The sequence below is a fragment of the Rhizobacter sp. AJA081-3 genome (assembly GCF_017795745.1).
In the GTDB taxonomy this organism is placed as follows: domain Bacteria; phylum Pseudomonadota; class Gammaproteobacteria; order Burkholderiales; family Burkholderiaceae_C; genus Piscinibacter.
Genome location: NZ_CP059067.1, coordinates 3,384,813 through 3,400,973 on the forward strand (window position 1 = coordinate 3,384,813; position 16,161 = coordinate 3,400,973).

Annotated in this window: 15 protein-coding genes; 4 read left to right on the plus strand and 11 right to left on the minus strand. The window is 71.9% G+C overall.

Going from position 1 to position 16,161, the window contains the following annotated elements:
* Positions 1 to 99 precede the first annotated feature (99 nt).
* On the plus strand, positions 100 to 1,194 hold the full coding sequence (locus tag HZ992_RS16325) for an Acg family FMN-binding oxidoreductase (protein WP_209382890.1): 1,095 nt from the start codon (positions 100 to 102) through the stop codon (positions 1,192 to 1,194).
* On the opposite strand, the gene HZ992_RS16330 is transcribed toward HZ992_RS16325, so the two are convergent.
* The 9 genes from HZ992_RS16330 to HZ992_RS16370 form a co-directional block, all read right to left on the minus strand.
* Positions 1,195 to 2,874: an acetate--CoA ligase gene (locus HZ992_RS16330; RefSeq protein WP_209382891.1), complete on the minus strand. Its 1,680-nt coding sequence runs from the start codon at positions 2,872 to 2,874 to the stop codon at positions 1,195 to 1,197. It abuts the gene before it with no gap.
* 49 nt (positions 2,875 to 2,923) lie between these two features.
* A complete protein-coding gene (locus HZ992_RS16335; RefSeq protein WP_209382892.1) occupies positions 2,924 to 4,030 on the minus strand; it encodes a hypothetical protein in 1,107 nt (368 codons plus the stop codon).
* Positions 4,027 to 4,698 carry a sigma-E factor regulatory protein RseB domain-containing protein gene (locus tag HZ992_RS16340; RefSeq protein WP_209382893.1) on the minus strand — a complete coding sequence of 224 codons (672 nt, stop codon included), beginning with the start codon at positions 4,696 to 4,698 and terminating at the stop codon, positions 4,027 to 4,029. The genes HZ992_RS16335 and HZ992_RS16340 overlap by 4 nt, the downstream gene beginning before the upstream one ends.
* Before the next feature lie 14 nt (positions 4,699 to 4,712).
* Entirely contained in the window at positions 4,713 to 5,438 is a 726-nt protein-coding gene (locus HZ992_RS16345; RefSeq protein WP_209382894.1) for a CsgG/HfaB family protein, read from the minus strand.
* Between the two features lie 25 nt (positions 5,439 to 5,463).
* Positions 5,464 to 5,859 carry a hypothetical protein gene (locus tag HZ992_RS16350; RefSeq protein ID WP_209382895.1) on the minus strand — a complete coding sequence of 132 codons (396 nt, stop codon included), beginning with the start codon at positions 5,857 to 5,859 and terminating at the stop codon, positions 5,464 to 5,466.
* Positions 5,856 to 7,349, minus strand: a complete 1,494-nt coding sequence (locus tag HZ992_RS16355; RefSeq protein WP_209387309.1) for a hypothetical protein — start codon at positions 7,347 to 7,349, stop codon at positions 5,856 to 5,858. The genes HZ992_RS16350 and HZ992_RS16355 overlap by 4 nt, the downstream gene beginning before the upstream one ends.
* A 153-nt stretch (positions 7,350 to 7,502) precedes the next feature.
* Positions 7,503 to 10,379 carry a serine/threonine-protein kinase gene (locus HZ992_RS16360; protein WP_209382896.1) on the minus strand — a complete coding sequence of 959 codons (2,877 nt, stop codon included), beginning with the start codon at positions 10,377 to 10,379 and terminating at the stop codon, positions 7,503 to 7,505.
* A 69-nt stretch (positions 10,380 to 10,448) separates the two neighbouring features.
* Positions 10,449 to 11,009, minus strand: coding sequence for an ECF-type sigma factor (locus tag HZ992_RS16365; protein WP_209382897.1), 561 nt, complete (start codon positions 11,007 to 11,009; stop codon positions 10,449 to 10,451).
* Positions 11,006 to 11,503, minus strand: a complete 498-nt coding sequence (locus tag HZ992_RS16370) for a GNAT family N-acetyltransferase (protein ID WP_209382898.1) — start codon at positions 11,501 to 11,503, stop codon at positions 11,006 to 11,008. The genes HZ992_RS16365 and HZ992_RS16370 overlap by 4 nt, the downstream gene beginning before the upstream one ends.
* Before the next feature lie 81 nt (positions 11,504 to 11,584).
* Between HZ992_RS16370 and HZ992_RS16375 the strand changes: the two genes are divergently transcribed.
* The 3 genes from HZ992_RS16375 to HZ992_RS16385 all read left to right on the plus strand — a co-directional run bounded on the left by HZ992_RS16375 (position 11,585) and on the right by HZ992_RS16385 (position 13,599).
* Positions 11,585 to 12,505 (plus strand): alpha/beta fold hydrolase, encoded by a 921-nt coding sequence (locus HZ992_RS16375; protein WP_209382899.1) that lies wholly within the window; start codon positions 11,585 to 11,587, stop codon positions 12,503 to 12,505.
* An 80-nt stretch (positions 12,506 to 12,585) separates the two neighbouring features.
* The gene (locus HZ992_RS16380; protein ID WP_209382900.1) at positions 12,586 to 12,966 is read left to right on the plus strand and encodes a zinc ribbon domain-containing protein; all 381 of its coding nucleotides are present in this window, start codon (positions 12,586 to 12,588) and stop codon (positions 12,964 to 12,966) included.
* A gap of 129 nt (positions 12,967 to 13,095) precedes the next feature.
* Complete coding sequence (locus tag HZ992_RS16385; protein ID WP_209382901.1) at positions 13,096 to 13,599, plus strand: hypothetical protein; 504 nt, start codon at positions 13,096 to 13,098, stop codon at positions 13,597 to 13,599.
* A gap of 5 nt (positions 13,600 to 13,604) precedes the next feature.
* Here the strand turns inward: HZ992_RS16385 and HZ992_RS16390 are convergent, their stop codons facing one another.
* Both HZ992_RS16390 and HZ992_RS16395 read right to left on the minus strand, forming a co-directional pair.
* Entirely contained in the window at positions 13,605 to 14,243 is a 639-nt protein-coding gene (locus HZ992_RS16390; RefSeq protein ID WP_209382902.1) for a 3'-5' exonuclease, read from the minus strand.
* Positions 14,240 to 16,147, minus strand: a complete 1,908-nt coding sequence (locus tag HZ992_RS16395) for a DUF294 nucleotidyltransferase-like domain-containing protein (RefSeq protein WP_209382903.1) — start codon at positions 16,145 to 16,147, stop codon at positions 14,240 to 14,242. The genes HZ992_RS16390 and HZ992_RS16395 overlap by 4 nt, the downstream gene beginning before the upstream one ends.
* Positions 16,148 to 16,161 lie beyond the last annotated feature (14 nt).

Genomic DNA, 16,161 nt, shown 5'->3' on the forward strand with positions numbered 1-16,161 from the left:
GCGGCGGCGTGCAAGGCCCCGGCGATTGCGCCATGTCATGGCTGCGGCGCGAGGCGGGTGCGTCAATCGAAGCCCACCACCGACACCGCGGGGCCGTCCATGACCACCCGACAGCAGTTCCTGCGCGCCGCCGCGCTCACGGCCGCCGCGCCGCTGCTCGCCTGCGGCTCGCGCGACACGCCCGATGCCTACGACCAGGCGGCGGCCGCCACCTGGCGCCTGGCCGAGGCGCCTGTGGGCGATGCCGGCGCGATCCGCCGCGAGCTGGTGCGCTGCGCGACGCTCGCGCCCTCGAGCCACAACACGCAGTGCTGGAAGTTCCGCATCGAGGAGCGCGCCATCACCCTCCTGCCCGACCTGGCGCGCCGCTGCCCGGCCGTCGACCCGGACGACCACCACCTGTTCGTCTCGCTAGGCTGCGCGGCGGAGAACCTGGTGCAGGCCGCGCAGGCGTTCGGCCTGCGCGCCGAGCAGCGCAGCGCCGGCCGCGACGGCGTGGCGCTGGCGCTCGATGCGGCACCGGCCGTGGCCACGCCGCTGTACCTCGCCATCCCGCAACGCCAGTGCACGCGCGGCGAGTACGACGGCCAGCCGCTGCGCAACGACGAGCTGCGCCTGCTCGAACAGGCCGGCTCGGGCGATGGCGTGCGCGTGATCCTGATCACCGAGCGCGCCGCGATGGAGCAGGTGCTGGCGCTCGTGGCGGCAGGCAACACCGCGCAGCTGCAGGACAAGGCTTTCGTCGAGGAACTGAAGGCCTGGATCCGCTTCGGCCGCGACGAGGCGGCGCGCGCCGGCGACGGCCTGTTCACCGGCGCATCGGGCAACCCGACGGCGCCGCGCTGGCTCGGCAGCCGGCTGTTCGACCTCTTCTTCAAGGCCGGCAGCGAGAACGACAAGTACAGCAAGCAGATCCGCAGCTCGGCCGGCATCGCGGTGTTCGTCTCGCGGGCCGACGACGCCGCGCACTGGGTCGAGGCCGGGCGCTGCTACGAACGTTTCGCGCTGCAGGCCACCGCGCTGGGCATCCGCAACGCGATGATCAACCAGCCGGTGGAGGTGGCATCGCTGCGGCCGCAGCTGGCGAGGCAGCTCGGCATCACCGCCGGGCGGCCCGACCTGGTGGTGCGCTTCGGCCGCGGGCCGCGCATGCCGGCGTCGCTGCGCCGGCCGGTGCAGGCGGTGATCGTCTGATCAGGGTACGACTTTCGCGCGCGCCTCTTCCTGCAGGCGCAAGACCTTTGCGCTGCACCTGCCGGTGGTCGTCATCGGCAGCGCGGCGATGAACTCGATCTCCTTCGGGTACTCGTAGGGCGCGAGCTTGCCGCGCACGTGGCGCTGCAGTTCCTCGACCAGCGCCGCGCCGGGCTCGAAGCCGGGGGCGAGGACGACGAAGGCCTTGACCACCGCGCCGCGCTCGCGGTCGGGCTTGGGGATCACCGCCGCATTGGCCACTGCCGGGTGCTTGACGAGGCAGTTCTCCACCTCGCTCGGCCCGATCCGATAGCCCGCGGCCTTGAACACGTCGTCGCTGCGGCCCTGGTACCAGAGGTAGCCGTCGGCATCCATGACTGCGGTGTCGCCGGTGCGGCACCAGGAGTCGGCCGGGTCGCCGGTGAACTTGGCGCGCGTGGCCTCGTCGTTCTTCCAGTAGCCGAGGAAGAACACCGGGTCGGGGTGGCCGTGCACGTCGCGCCGGTGCACCGCCACGTCGCCCGGCGTGCCGCGCGGGCACTCGCGGCCTTCGTCGTCGAGCACGGTGATGCGGTGGCCGGGGTAGGCGCGGCCCATGCTGCCCGGCCGCGCCGGCCAGCGGATCGAACAGTTGCCGACGATGTAGTTGATCTCGGTCTGGCCGAACATCTCGTTGACGGTGACACCCAGCGCGTCCCGGCACCAGGCGAACACCGCGTCGCCCACCGCCTCGCCGGCGCTCATGATGGCGCGCAGCTTCAGATCGTGATGCTCGCGCGGCCGCGGCACCGCCTTCATCATCGCCTTCAGCGCGGTCGGGAACAGGAAGGTGTGCGTCACGCCATGGCGCGCCATCAGCTCGAGCGCGCGCTCGGCGCCGAAGCGTCCCTGGTAGGCGACGATCTCGCGGCCGAAGTAGAGCGTGGGCAGCAGCGCGTCCATCAATCCACCTGTCCACGCCCAGTCGGCGGGCGACCAGAACACGGCATCGTCCTGAGGGAACCAGTTCTGGCTGCAGACGAAGCCAGTGAGGTTGCCGATCAACGCGCGGTGCGGGATCAGCGCGCCCTTGGGCGGGCCCGTCGTGCCGCTGGTGTAGATCAACACGGCGGCCTCGTCGGCCTTCGTCCGCACCGCCGTGAACTCGGCGCGTTCGGCGGCGAGTGCGGCCGCCCAGTCGATGTCGCCCTGCCCGGCCGCATCGCCCACCGCGATCACTTGGCGCACCGTCGGGCACTGCGGCCGCGCGGCGCGCAGGTTGGCGATCGCGCTCTCGTCGACGATCGCCAGCACCGCCTCGCTGTGCTGCAGGCGGTACTCCAGCGCATCCGGGCCGAACAGCATCGACAGCGGCATCGCCACAGCGCCGAGCTGGAAGATCGCCATGTTGGCCACCGCCGTCTCGAAGCGCTGCGGCATCACCACCGCCACGCGGTCGCCGCGCTGCACGCCCAGGCGCTGCAGCGCGTTGGACAGACGGTTGGCGTTGACCTGCAGGTCGGCGTAGCTGAACTGCGCCGCGCGGCCATCCTCGTGTTCGTAGCGGATCGCCACCGCGCCCGGCGTGTCCCGCGCCCAGCGCGCACAGCAGACCTCGGCGATGTTGAAGAACTCGGGCACCTGCCAGCGGAAACCGGCATGCAGGGAGGCGTGGTGGTCGGCAGGAGCGCGAGAAGCCATGCGCCCGATTCTGGCACCGGCCCCGCCAGCACCAGGGCCGTGGATTCACTCAGTTGAGCCCCGCCGTGAAGGGCACGCCGGCCGGTCCGGTGACGAAGAACCGAATCAGGTACTGCGCGTGGTAGCCCCACTCGTCGGGCCGCGACACCCAGTCCACGCTCACGATCTGCTGGTTGCCGCCGTGCGGTTGCGCTCGCGGCTCCGACAGGCCGAGACCGATTCGATGCTCGATGCGCTCCAGTTCCCAGGCCCGGCCCACGCTGAGCCGCCACTCGTCGCTGCCGCGCTGCGAATCGCTGCCGCTGTGCCAGGCCCAGGCCCAGCGTGCGCCGAGCAGCGTCTCCTGCTTGCACTCCGAGGGCTGCGGGTGCGCGCAGTTCACGTTCGCGAACAGGGAGTCGGGCAACTCCACCGTCTCGCGCCGTGCCTGGAATCGGCCGGACTGTTCCTTCATTGCCGAGCCGGCGGCGGGAACCAGCTGAATGCGCACGTCCTGGTCGACCACGCCGCGCAGCTCGGCCGGCACCGAGGCGATCACCAGCTGCGGCGTCCACTCCTCGATCGTCAGCTTGACCATGCCGCCCGGGAACTGGCCCAGCATGCGCATCTCGCCGCGGCGGCTGCCGAGCTCGCAGCCGCGCATCGAGACGCGGCCGCCGGGCGTGATCGCGCCCTTGGGTGCGCTCGTGCTGCCGGGGATGCACATCGCCGCCGCATCGGCCGCGCCAGTCACGGCGATGCGCTCGCCCACCATCGGGCGCGACTTGGGCATCGGCAGTCCGCCGGACCGCGCCGGTGCCGCGTGCGCTTCGGCAAGCACCTGCGCATTGGCCGCGGCCAGCGCCGCGCCCGTCGGCGGCGCGGCGCGCGAGCCCGGCACACGAATCACCTTCAGCGGCGCCTTCGCCAGCACGGCGGCATCGGGCCGCGCGATGCGTGCATTGGCCGGGGTGGCCTTCGGAGCGGCACCCGACTGCAGGGGCTGCACGCCCATCGGCGAGCGGATTGCGGAAGGCGAAGCTGCCGGCACGCTGGCCGTGGCGCCCCACGCGATCGCGCGACCGGTGGGGCCCGTCTGGGCGGTGGCGAGCGAAGCAGCGCAAGCCAACGCCACGGCAGTGGCGCGGCGCGCGAGAACCAGTTTCAACGTCTTCATGGGGTCCCTTTCAACAAGGCTTGCAAGGCGGCGAGCGCGGCACTGTCGACAGCGCCTTTCGCGCCCGGCGGCTTCACCGCGTCGCCGAACAGATACGCATGGGTCGCAAGCACACGCTTGCCGTTGGGCGCCGTCTTCACGGCGCTGCCGGGCTTGCCCTTGCGCGATGCGGCGTCGAGCAGCACCTCGACGTCGACGTCGGGCTCGTCGCTGGTGGCGCGCAGCGGCAGGCCGCTGGCCTTGTCGATCCACAGCTTGAAGCGGATCTCGCCGCGGCCCAGGTCGCCGCTGGCCGTGAGCACCTGTGCCTCGCGGCCGGCCACGCGCTCGCTGCCGGCCGCCTTGCAGCCCTGCTCGACGAGGAAGGGCCCGAGGTCGCTGGCCAGCATGCGCATCTCGGGCGAGTCCAGCGGCGTCTTCGAGAAGCCGGCGCGGATCGCATTGCTGTACTGCACGCGGTCGATGACGATGCTGTGCATCAGCATCGGCTTCATGCCCATCTTCACCGCCTCGGGGTCGAGCGGCGAATCGATCGCGGCATGGATGCGCGGCTGCGCGAGCGCGGCCTGCGCTGCCTTCGCCACCGCGGCGCAGCCGCCGTCGGCGGCGGCGTTGCCGGCCGTCAGGCCCAGCATTGCCAGGGCGAAAGGACCGATGACAGTCTTCATGTCGTTCTCCATGGTCAGAAGCGCGCGGCGAGCTGCGCCACCGCGTCGTTGATGAGGCCGCGCAGCGCCTGGTCGACGCTGTCCTTGCGGCTGGTCTGCAGGCTCACGTCCGGCACCAGCGGGCTGGCTTCTTTGCCGCGCATCGAGCGCAGCGTCTGCACCAGCGTGGCGGTGCCCGAGACCTGCGCGGCGCTGCTCTTCAGCGGCCGACGCACGGCCACGGCATCGCGCACCTCGCCGCTGGCGGCGTCGACGATGCGCACGTCGATGCCCAGCGCATCGCTGGCGCCGCCCCCGCCGAGCTGCAGCCCGCCGACGTTGACGCCACCCTGCGTCTGCCGGTCGCCGGCGCTGAGCTCGGTGATGCTGGCCTCGAAGATGTACTCGGCCGCGCGCAGCGACTTCTGCGCGCTCTTGCCGGTGCTCTGGCCGGCGGCGTTGATCTGCTTCTCGCGGATAACGCCCTCGTTCAGCCGTGCGCGCTCCACCAGCGCGAAGCGGCCCTGGCCGGCCAGCGCCGTCTTGAACATGTCGGTGGCGCCGCGCGCGCCGATCTCGGGCACGCTGCTGCGGAACTCGTAGATCGTCACCGCGACGCGTTCGCCGCGATAGGGCAGCCGCGCCATCGGCGCCGCAGCGGCAACTGCCTGCGGCTGGACCGGCATCGTGCCGCCGCAGGCCGAGAGCAGCAGCGTCGCGGCGAGCCACACCGCATGTCGGTGAAGGGATTCGTGCTTCATGGATGAACTGGGCTCCGGTTGAGGGTCAGGACGTCGCGCCGCGGCGCCGGCGCAGGGCCAGCGCGGTCAGGCCGGCGAAGATCACGGCGAACAGCGGCACGGTGAATTCGACGTCGAGCAGGAAATCGATCGCCAGGGTGGTGAAGAAGGGCAGCACCTTCAGCAGGCTCGCGCTGGTCTCGTCGTCGCCGCCGCGGCCGAACAGGCAGTGCGCGCCCGGCTCGGCGTGGCGCGGCCCGTGCACCGTCACACCGCGGTAGACGAGCCCGTGCGACGCCGCGTGCGCGGCGCAGACCGGTGCCACGATGCCGCGCTCCATGGCCTGCTCGAGCAGGAGCCCGACCACGAAGGCCAGCACGCACACCAGGGCGAGGCGGCGGAAGCCGCGCCAGCCCTCCCACAGCGCGCTCGCCTCGTTCATGGCGCCGTCGCCTTCCACACCTGGCCCACGCTGCCCCTGAACTGCGTCCAGACGGTGAAGAGCGTGCCGGCGCCGTCGACGGCCACCTGCGGGTCGAAGCTCGCGTCGTCGACCGGGCTGTCGATGCGCACCGGGCCGGCCAGCCAGTTCGCGGTGCTGTCGAGGCTGCGTGCGAACGCATGCGGGTTGGCCGACGAGCCGCGCCAGACGACTGTCGTGCGACCCTGGCCGTCGATGGCGACGCGCTGCTCGGTGTGCTGCAGCAGGCCGTCGGTCGAGGCCTGCAACTCGCTGCCCCAGCTGCCGGTGGCGGCGTCGTAGCGGCGAACGAAGACCTGGCTGAACGAAGTCCTCGCGTCGCCCCAGGCGAGCACGGCCTGGCCGGCCGGGTTCATGGCCAGCGCGGGTTCGTTGAACTGGCGCGCCACACCCTGCTCGGTGATGCCCACGCCGGCCGACCAGGCGCCGCCCGCGGCCCCGGCGCTGCTCCACAGGCTGCGCAGCGTGCCTTCGTTCTGCTGCCAGACCACCAGCGCGCGGCCATCGGCGGCCACCGCCGCGCGCGGCAGGCTCGCGAGCACGGTGCTGCGGCCGCCGTCCACGCTCAGCACCTGCGGCAGGCTCCAGGTGGCGGCACCGAGGCGCCGGCTGGCCAGCACCTGCGGCGCGCCGCTGTCGCTGGCCTGTTCCCAGGCGAGCACGGTGTCACCGCCAGCGCCGACGGCGATGGCCGGATGGTCCACGTCGCCGTCCGCCGACTCGACCAGTCCGACTGGCGACCAAGTCGTGCCATCGCCTTCGGCCACGACGAGGTTGCGCTGCGCCGACAGGTCCCCCACCGCGGGCCGAAACTCGCGCCAGGCGAGCGTCGCCAGCCCGTCGGGCGACACGGCGAGCGCATAGCCGTCCAGCGCCTCGCGGTTGGCGGGCAGCTTGAAGCCGGCCGTCCAGGTGACGGAGCCGTCGCCGCCGCGCGTGCCGCGTGCCGACCACATCGCGTGGGTCTGGCCGGGCGTGCCATCGCTGTCGGAGTCGCGCCAGGCCACCACTGCGTTGCCCGCGGCATCGATGCCCACGAGCGGCACGACCGCGTCACCGATGCTCGCGCGGATCTGCTGCGGCAGGCTCCAGCCGCCTGCGTGGAAGCTGCTGCCGAACACCGCATAGCGCCCCTGCACCCACTGCGACCACACCACGACGGCATCGCCGGCCGCGTTGACCGCCAGTTGCGGACGCGCGTCGATCGGCACCGGGCCTGCGCCCAGCAAGGACGCGGCGGACCACGTCGGCGCGGGCATCGGTGCGGGTGCGGGTGCGGGTGCAGGTGCAGGTGCAGGTGCAGGTGCAGGTGCGGGTGCGGGTGCGGGCGCGGGCGCCGGGGCCGGCGTACCGCCCCCGTCCGAGCCGCCGCCGCAGGCACCGAGCAGCATCGCGCCGCAGCCGGCCGCGAGCCAGGCCCGCCGAAGCTGCTGCAGTCGTGTGGTGTCCATCGTGTTCTCCCTGGTGTGGAGCCCCGCCATGGAGGGGTCTGACCAGGAATACGCAATCGCACACGCCCATCCGCCATTGGCCATCGATGAGCGAAGACGACGCGACGTCGACGTGCGGCGCGCAAGGCTGAAGGCGCGGGCTCGCCGCCGCGATCACCAGCGTGTCGCGGCGGCCCGATCGTCTTTGAAGGGGAGGCAAGCCAGGCGCGATGCGGCAGCCCGCAGCCCGGGCGATCGTTCCGGGCGGCCCAGGGCGCGCATCGCCCGTGCGTGTTCCACCTGCGTTCGGTCGGCCATCCGGCCCTGCGGATTCAGCCGCTGCCAGGCATCGCGTGCTTGGCGCAACGGCGGTTCGGCCGCTTCGGCTCGGTGATCTGCAAGCAGGGCCTGCCCAAGCAGCCAGCGCGCTTCGGCCAGCAGGGGCGAATCGGCGTGCTGATTCGCCTGAAGTGTGGCCAGCAACGGCTCCACGGTGGCGATGGCGTCTCGCGCATGGCCTGCGGCCAGCTGCGCCAGGGCCACGGCCAGCGCCGAGCTAGCCGCGACTGGCGGTGCCGCTGCGCGCAGCTTGACAGACGCCTCGCGCGCCAGCGCCAGCGCCTCCTCGGCGCGATCGCTCGCGGCCAGCACGGCCGCCAGTTGGTTGTCGAATCGGGCGACCACCAATGCCTGCTTCGGATCGAGCCCGGCGCGCCGCGCCCGCAGTTCGCGCTCCGCCTCGGCGAGCCGGCCCAGACCCGCCAAGGCCATCGACTGCGTGAGGTACGCGTTGCGCGCCAGCGGGCTGTTCGCGCCGGCGGCCTGCTCGTAAGCCTGCAAGGATCGCTGCACGGCCGCCAAGGCCTCGTCGTGGCGGCCCAGCGCATTCAGGGCATCGCCCATGACCTGTTCCGACACCGCACGATGCAGCGCCGAGTTCTTCGAATCGCCCGACCCCGTCGCCTTCAGGCCCGTCCGCAGGCTGTCGAGCGCTGCGTCGGGCTGACCGTGGTCGCGCTGCGCCCGGCCGAGGAAGCCGAAGGCCGCGGCAACATCGCGGTGCTGCGCGCCGAGCAGCGCCTTCATCCGCGCGGCGCTGTCGCCCAGGGTCGCAACGGCTTCGGCATAGCGGCCTTCCGCGAGATAGGCATTGCCCACCGCCAGGTGGTTGGCGATCAGCGGTTGCACCTCGCGCGTGCCGAAGATCTGCTTCGCCAGCGCCTCCGCCTTCAGCGCCGCGTCGAGCTCGCCGGGGCGGCGCGCGGAGCTCAGCGCGTTGGCCAGCCAGGCCCAGGCGTACAGGCGCGTCGTCGGATCGATCCTTGCCGCCTCACGGTCGGCGATCGCCGTCGCCTCGCGGGCCATCGACACGGCCTCGTCGTTCGAGCCGGAGAGGATCAGGCTGCGGCTGAGCCACTGCATCGATTCGACGATGAGCGTGGAGTCGTCGAGCCGGCGCGCCTGCGCCAGGGTTTCGCGCAGATGCACGATGGCGTCGGCGCTGCGGGCCTGCGTGGCCAGCCCTTCGCCGAGAACGCGCCGGGCCTGGACGGTCAGGCGATCGCTCTGACCGAGTCGTTGTGTCGCCAGCTGCACGACCCCCTCGAGCAGACCGACAGCCTCGCTCTCCTGCCCGAATCCGATGAGGCCGGAGGCGATCGACGTCTGCAGCTCGACCTGGGCGGCCACGTCGTCGCGGAAGTCGCTGTCCACCTTGGCGCGCGCCTGCCGCAGCAGGTCCAGTGCCGTGGTGGCCGCGCCACTGCCGGCACCGGTGTCGGCCGACTGGAAGATCGAGAGCACGAATCGCTTGGCCCGGTCGGCACGGGCGGCCTCGACACGCGCCTCGCGCGCTTGCCAGGCCGTGGCAGCGAGTCCCGCCGCGAGCGTGATCGACAGCGCCGAAGCGACGCCATAGGCCACACGATGCCGGACGAGCGCCTTGCGCAGCCGGTAGCCCAGGCTCGCCGGGCGCGCCTGGATGGGCATCGATTGCAGGTTCCGCTCGATGTCCTGCGCCATCGACTCCGCCGAGCTGTAGCGATCGGCGGGCAACGCGGCCAGCGCCTTCATCACGATGGTGTCGATGTCGCCGCGCAGCGCGCGGGCCGTGGCCGGGTCCACCGCCATCGCGCTGGGCGCCATCGACTTCCAGCGCCGCGGGCATGGCGCGCTTGATGGTGTATGGCCGCGCAGCGGCCGGTGGCGCTCGTGAAGCAGCACGCCGAGCGAGTAGACGTCGCTGGCGGTGCCCAGCGTCTGGCCGGCGACCTGCTCGGGCGAGGCGTACTGCGGCGTCATCGCGCGGCCGCCGAGCTGGGTGAGCTCGGTGTCCTGCGTGGCGCCGTCGTCGTCCAGCAGCTTGGCCACGCCGAAATCGAGCAGCTTGACCTGCCCGCGCTCGTCGACCAGCACGTTGGCCGGCTTGATGTCACGGTGGATGACGAGTTGAGCGTGCGCATGCTGTACCGCCTGCAGCACCTGCAGGAACAGGCGCAGCCGCGCCGCCGTGGGCAGCGCTTGTTTCGCCGCATGCGCGGTGATCGGCTCGCCCTGCACGTACTCGAGCGCGAGCCAGGGCTGCGCGCCGTCCAGGCCGGCATCGAGCACCGAGGCGATGTGCGGGTGCGTCAGCGCCGAAAGGATCTCGCGTTCGCGCGCGAAGCGCTCGCCGATGACGCGGGCGCGCGCGCCCAGCCAGGGCAGCTTGAGCGCCACCTCGCGCCGGTGCGCGCCGTCGGCGCGTTCGGCCAGCCACACGCTGGCCATGCCGCCCTGGCCGAGCTCGCGAAGCAACGCGTAGGGCCCGATGTGCTGGCCCATCGCGAGGCCGGCTGAGGCCGGCGCGGCCGCCAGCACCGGCAGCGCCTGCAGGAAGGTTCCGGTCTCGATCGCGCGCCGCTCGTCGAGCAACTGGCGCAGCGCCGGAGCCAGCGCGCCCAGCGACGCCTCGCGCGCGGCCAGCCAGGCCTCGCGCTCGGCCGGCGGAAGCTCGAGCGCTTCGTCGAGCAGGCGCAGCAGCGCAGACCAGTCGTTGCGGGCCAGGTTCATGGGGATGTGGTGCGGTGTCCTGCAGGCATACGCATCGGCGCGCGGCCATCCGCCATGGCCGCGGCGCGATCAGCCACGCTTGAGGCTCGCGTACAGGAAGCTGCGCGCCTTCTCCCAGTCGCGCTCCACGGTGCGCTTGGCCACGCCGAGCGCCTGCGCAATCTCGTCCATCTCCAGGCCCACGAAGTAGCGCATCTCGACCACGCGCACCAGGCGCTCGTCGATCGCGGCCAGCTCCTGCAGCGCCTCGTGCACCTGCAGCACCTCGTCGCTGGAGGCCGGCTGCGCATCGGCGGCCTGCGTGTCGAAGGTGACCATCAACTGGTCGCCTCCTCGCCGCTCGGCACGGCTCTCGCGCACCAGGTCGACGACTACCGAGCGCATCACCCGCGCCGCGTAGGCGAGAAAGTGCGAGCGGTCTTCCAAGCGCAGCTGCTGCAGCTTCACCAGCCGCAGGTAGGACTCGTGCACCAGCGAAGTGGTGTCGAGCAGCGTCGGCCCCTGGCCGCCGCGCAGCTTGGCGTGCGCGATCTGGCGCAGCTCGGCGTAGAGCAGTTCGTAGAGCCGGTCCACCGCGCCCTCGGCGCCCTGATTGGCCGAGCGGATCAGCGCGGTGACGTCGCCGCTCACGCGCTTCCCTCGCCGAGACGGCGCAGCGAGTCACCGGTGACGCGGCAGATGCGCCAGTCGGGCATCACCGTGGCGCCCATCTTCTCGTAGAAGCGGATCGCGTTCTCGTTCCAGTCGAGCACGCTCCACTCGAAGCGGCCGTAGCCGCGCGCCACCGCGATGGCGCCCAGCCGCGCCAGCAGCGCCTGGCCGATGCCGCTGCCGCGCTGCGCGGGCTGCACGTACAGGTCTTCGAGGTACAGCCCTGGGCGCGACAGGAAGGTGGAGAAGTTGGTGAAGAACAGCGCGAAGGCGACCACGTTGCGGTCCACCTCGGCGACCAGCGCCTCGACCACGGGCTTGTCGCCGAACAGGTGCGGGCGCAGCGTCTGCGGCGTCACCTGCAGCAGGTGGGTCAGCTGTTCGAACTCGGCCAGCTCGCGGATCAGGCCGACGATGGCATCGACATCGCGCAGCTCGGCGGCGCGCAGGGTGAAAGGGGGTGAAGCGCTCATGCGCGCCATTGTCCATGGAGTCGGACAGCACTGTCCCGCCATCGACAGCGAGCGGCGTCGAATGCCACTAGAGTCCGTTGCATGAGCTCCCCCGTCTACGTCGCGAGCCGCCCGGCACGCAGCCTGTTCGTCACCGTGCGCGGCCTGCGCTACCACCTGCTCGCCTGGGGCGACCCGGCGCTCGCCACGCCCGAGCGACCGCCGCTGGTGCTGTTGCACGGCTGGATGGACGTGGCGGCCTCGTTCCAGTTCATGGTCGACGCACTGGCCGACGATCGCTACGTGATCGCCGCCGACTGGCGCGGCTTCGGCCTGAGCGACAGCGGCGGCGGCGACAGTTACTGGTTCCCCGACTACCTCGGCGACCTGGACGCGCTGCTCGAACACCCGGAGCTCGGCCTGGCCGGCCAGCCGGTCGACCTGCTCGGCCACAGCATGGGCGGCAACGTGGTGATGATCTATGCCGGCGTGCGGCCCGAGCGCATCCGTCGGCTGATCAACCTCGAGGGTTTCGGCATGCCGCAGACCGTGCCGGCGCAGGCGCCCAAGCGCTACCGGCAGTGGCTCGACGAACTGCGCGAGCCGGCCGAACTGCGCCGCTATGCCAGCGTGGCCGAGGTGGCCGCGCGGCTGCGCAAGACCAACCCGCTGCTGCCCGAGGACAAGGCAGCCTGGCTGGCGCCGCACTGGTCACGCCAGGGTGCCGACGGGCAGTGGGAGATCCTCGGCGACCCGGCGCACAAGCGCACCAATCCGATGCTTTATCGGGTGGACGAGGTGCTGGCCTGCTGGAAGCAGGTCCGTGCGCCGCTGCTGTGGGTGGACGGCGACCGCACCGACATCGAGAAGTGGTGGGGCCACCGCTACCCGCGCAGCGAGTTCGACGAGCGGCTGGCGGCGGTGGCGCAGGTCGAGCGGCACCGGCTCTCGCCGGCCGGGCACATGCTGCACCACGACCAGCCCGAGGCGCTGGCTCGACGGATCGAATCCTTCCTGGCCTGAGCGCGCCTGCAGCAACCCGCCGGGCGTGCGAAGATGGGCGAAGCGGCCACGCATCACGGCCCGCCAGCGGAGTGCTCGCGATGAGTGCAGGCAAGACGATCCGTCGCATCGGTTTCCGGAAGTGGTACGAACGGGAGCTGCTGCAAAGCCACGCCAACCTCGTGCTGCTGCTGCTGGCCACCCTGGGCCTGCTCGGCTGTGCCGAGGCGTACAGCGCGCGGGCGGCCCTGGGCGATCAGCTGCAGGTGCTCGCCGCAGCCGCCGCCAGCGCCGCCATCGGCCTGCTGGCGCTGCGGCGCTACCTCTACCTGCTCAACCACGCCGAGTTCGTTGCCAACCAGGCCACCTGCGCGCACTGCGACACCTATGCGCGCCTGGAGTTGATCGACGAGAACGTCGCCGCCAACCGCCTGCAGGTGCGCTGCCGCAAATGCGGCCACCAGTGGCCGATCGACCTCTGAGGGCCGTCCGCGCCTGGCCGACGCCATCCCAAGGCGCAGCGAGATGTGCCACACGACACGCAGATGACGGGGGATGACGCGTTTCTGCGTCAGCCCGGGGTCAGTTTTCTGTAACATGCGCCCTGTCCTATGGCGACCATCTACTCCAAGACCGCAGACGGCCAGAACGAGATCGAGACCCGAGCTCGCAGGCTGACTCCCCGCGCGCGCTCGACGCTGATCCTCGTCGACGGCAAGCGCAGCGCCGCTGAACTCGGCAAGCTCGTGCAGCAGGCCGACGAAACGCTGCAGGCCTTGCTGGAAGCGGGGCTCATCGAGGTCGTGGTCACCAAATCCGCGCCGGTCAAGGACACGATCCCGGCCCCGTTGGCGGGCGGCGCCCCGGCGGCGCCGGCGCCCGCATCGGGCATGGCGCTCGTCGAATTCGAGGCCACGCGCCGCGACGCGGTGCGCGCCATCAACGACCTGCTCGGCCCGGAGGCCGAGACCCTGGCCTTGCGGATGGAGCGCGCGACCGACGCCGACCAATTGCGGATCGCTCTGGAGCGGGCCGTGGCCTACATCGCCAATGCACGTGGCGGCGGCCCGGCAGCCCAGTTCGCAGGCAAGTTCCTGAGCAACCTGCAGGGCTGAGCGGTTCAGCGCGGCAGCCAGCGCCGCTGCGCTGCCAGGCGCGACAAGGCGTGCCAGTCGTCCCCCTCGCGCTGGTCGAGCACTTTCGGCCACAGCTTGAGCAGCAGTTCGGCAGTGGCCAGCGTGTCGGCGGCCGCCTGGTGACGCACCGCGCATTGCACGCCGAGCGCCGCCATCCAGTCGTCCAGGGATCGGCCCGACACGTCGGGCCGCACCACCTGCGCAACATCGGCCAGGTCGATCCACGGGTTGGCCAGGCGTCGGCCCAGCGCAGCGCGCATCGCACGCTGGATCAGCGCCTCGTCGAAGGCGACGTGAAAGCCGATCAGCGGCGAGGCACCCACCCAGCGCTCGAACTCGGCCAGCGCCTGCGCGGCTTCCACGCCCTGGCCCTGCGCGCCCACGCCGATGCCGTGCAGCAGGATGTTGGCCTTGTCCACCGGTGCGGCCTCGTGGCGCAGCACCACCTCGAAGCTGTCTCCGAGCGTGATGCGTGGCGCGCCAGCTTCTCGGCGCAAGGCGATGGCGGCAATGGCGAGCAGGCGGTCGCGCGAGGCATCCAGCCCGCTGGATTCGACATCGAGCACCACCCAGCGCCCTTCATCGGCCGGCGCCGCGCCACGCCTCGAGAACCAGCCCATCATCGCTGGTAGTCCAGTTCCATGCGCTGCTGCAGGCGCCGCGCGATGCGCAGGCTTTCCTTGAGCATGCGGCGGTCGATGTCGTTCAGCGCGCCCACGTCGACCAGGTTGGCGTTGCCGTCGGATGCGTTCACGGCCTCGCGGCTGTCGGCATCGAGCTGCACCTGCAACCGCAGCAACTGCAGGAACTCGAAGGCGCCGACCCAGGACTCGCTCTCCTGCGGCTCGAGGGCGAGCGCCCGGCCCACCGCCTCGAGCCGCGCCCGCGTGCCGGTGACGGCCGCGCCATGCGCCAGCCCGTACAGGCGCGCCACGTCGACGAAGATCGCCGTGCCCTGCAGCTTCAGGTCGATCACCTCGCGGCCGCCCAGCGCCTTCACGTCGATCGCGCCGCGCCAATTCAGCGGCGCGCGGTGCGTGAGCGCATTGTCGGCCAGCTGCTTCATGAAGCGCGGCAGCTGCGGCGCGCGCTGCGTGAGCAGATCGCGCAGCGGCGCGGCGAGTTCCTCGCGGCCGGCGACGGCGCGCAGGTCGAAGAAGATGCTGGCCTTGAGCAGGTCTTCGGGCGCGCCGTGCTCCATCCAGTGCCCGAAACGCTGCAGCCATTCGGCCGGCGTCAGGCAGCACTCGGGGTTGCTCGCCATCACGTTGCCCTTGCACAGCGGGTAGCCGCACTGGTCGAGCCCTTCGTTGACCTCGCGCGCGAACTCCAGCCACGCCGGCCGGTCGCGATCGGGGTGGTCGCTGTCGAACACCAGGCCGTTGTCCTGGTCGGTCGAGATGGTCTGCTCGCCGCGCCCTTCGGAGCCGAAGGCCAGCCAGCAGGCGCGCGCCAGGTCGAGGCCACGCTGCTGCGCGACGAGCGTCACCAGCCGCTCGGCGAGCAGGTCGTTGAGGTGGCTGATCAGCTCGGTGAGCTGGCGCGCGCGCACGCCCTGGCCGAGCAGGCTGCGCGCGAAGCGCCGGATGTCGGCGGCCGACTGGCGCAGCGTGGCCACGTCAGGCGCCGCGCGGATGGCCGTGCTCACCTGCTTGAGCGACAGGCGCTGCAGCGCGAACAGGTCGCGCTCGGAGACGATATTGACGACCCGGCCGCCCTCGAGGATGGGCACGTGGCGAATGCCATGGCGCGACATCAGCAGCGCCGCGTCCTGCGCGGTGTCGGCCACGGTGAGCGTGCGCAGCGGCGCCGTCATCACTGCCTCGATCGGCGTGGCCAGCGGCAGCTGCGGCAGCGTCACGCGGCCCAGGATGTCGTGCCGCGTCAGGATGCCCAGCGGCGCGCCGGCGGCGTCGGCCACCAGCACCGAGCCGATGCGCCGCTCGTGCATGGTGGCCAGCGCCTGCGCCAGCGGTGTCTCGGGTGCCACGCACACCGGCGGCTTGCGCGGCAGCGAGCCCAGCGGCCCCTCGAGCGACTGTTCGGCCAGCGTCTGCGAAGCGTAGGCCGCCTGCAGCGTGCGGCGCGAGAGCTCGAGGAACTGCATGACGCGACGGTTCAGGAAGTCGGCGAAGGGCGCGCTCTGCGCGGCCAGCGCGTGCATGGCGGCGACCGGCAGCATCAGGCAGAAGGTGTCTTCCTGCGCCTGGTAGGTGGCCGTGACGGCGCGCGCGCCCATCACCGCGCCGACCGGGAACAGGTCCCCCGCCTCGTACTGGAAGCCGCCGGCCTGATCGGCCAGGCCGCGCCGCCCCGTCACGCTGCCCTGGCGGATGTAGAGCAGGTGCTCGACGACGCCGGAATCGGGGGCGAGCACCGTCTCGTCAGGCGCGAAGTAGGCCTGCTGCGCTTGCGCGATGAAGCGGTCGACCTGCTCCGGCTGCATCTGCGCGAACGGCGCGTGGCGCATCAGTTCGCCGCGCAGGTTGGCCAGCAGGCTGGAAGACGGCGTGGTGGCGTTGCTCATCGAGGGCGTTCGAT

Excerpts from the sequence above, each read along its gene's own strand:
- HZ992_RS16325 (WP_209382890.1), top strand. The coding sequence starts at position 100 with ATGACCACCCGACAGCAGTTCCTGCGCGCCGCCGCGCTCACGGCCGCC.
- HZ992_RS16330 (WP_209382891.1), bottom strand. The coding sequence starts at position 2,874 with ATGGCTTCTCGCGCTCCTGCCGACCACCACGCCTCCCTGCATGCCGGT.
- HZ992_RS16335 (WP_209382892.1), bottom strand. The coding sequence starts at position 4,030 with ATGAAGACGTTGAAACTGGTTCTCGCGCGCCGCGCCACTGCCGTGGCG.
- HZ992_RS16340 (WP_209382893.1), bottom strand. The coding sequence starts at position 4,698 with ATGAAGACTGTCATCGGTCCTTTCGCCCTGGCAATGCTGGGCCTGACG.
- HZ992_RS16345 (WP_209382894.1), bottom strand. The coding sequence starts at position 5,438 with ATGAAGCACGAATCCCTTCACCGACATGCGGTGTGGCTCGCCGCGACG.
- HZ992_RS16350 (WP_209382895.1), bottom strand. The coding sequence starts at position 5,859 with ATGAACGAGGCGAGCGCGCTGTGGGAGGGCTGGCGCGGCTTCCGCCGC.
- HZ992_RS16355 (WP_209387309.1), bottom strand. The coding sequence starts at position 7,349 with ATGGACACCACACGACTGCAGCAGCTTCGGCGGGCCTGGCTCGCGGCC.
- HZ992_RS16360 (WP_209382896.1), bottom strand. The coding sequence starts at position 10,379 with ATGAACCTGGCCCGCAACGACTGGTCTGCGCTGCTGCGCCTGCTCGAC.
- HZ992_RS16370 (WP_209382898.1), bottom strand. The coding sequence starts at position 11,503 with ATGAGCGCTTCACCCCCTTTCACCCTGCGCGCCGCCGAGCTGCGCGAT.
- HZ992_RS16375 (WP_209382899.1), top strand. The coding sequence starts at position 11,585 with ATGAGCTCCCCCGTCTACGTCGCGAGCCGCCCGGCACGCAGCCTGTTC.
- HZ992_RS16380 (WP_209382900.1), top strand. The coding sequence starts at position 12,586 with ATGAGTGCAGGCAAGACGATCCGTCGCATCGGTTTCCGGAAGTGGTAC.
- HZ992_RS16385 (WP_209382901.1), top strand. The coding sequence starts at position 13,096 with ATGGCGACCATCTACTCCAAGACCGCAGACGGCCAGAACGAGATCGAG.
- HZ992_RS16390 (WP_209382902.1), bottom strand. The coding sequence starts at position 14,243 with ATGATGGGCTGGTTCTCGAGGCGTGGCGCGGCGCCGGCCGATGAAGGG.
- HZ992_RS16395 (WP_209382903.1), bottom strand. The coding sequence starts at position 16,147 with ATGAGCAACGCCACCACGCCGTCTTCCAGCCTGCTGGCCAACCTGCGC.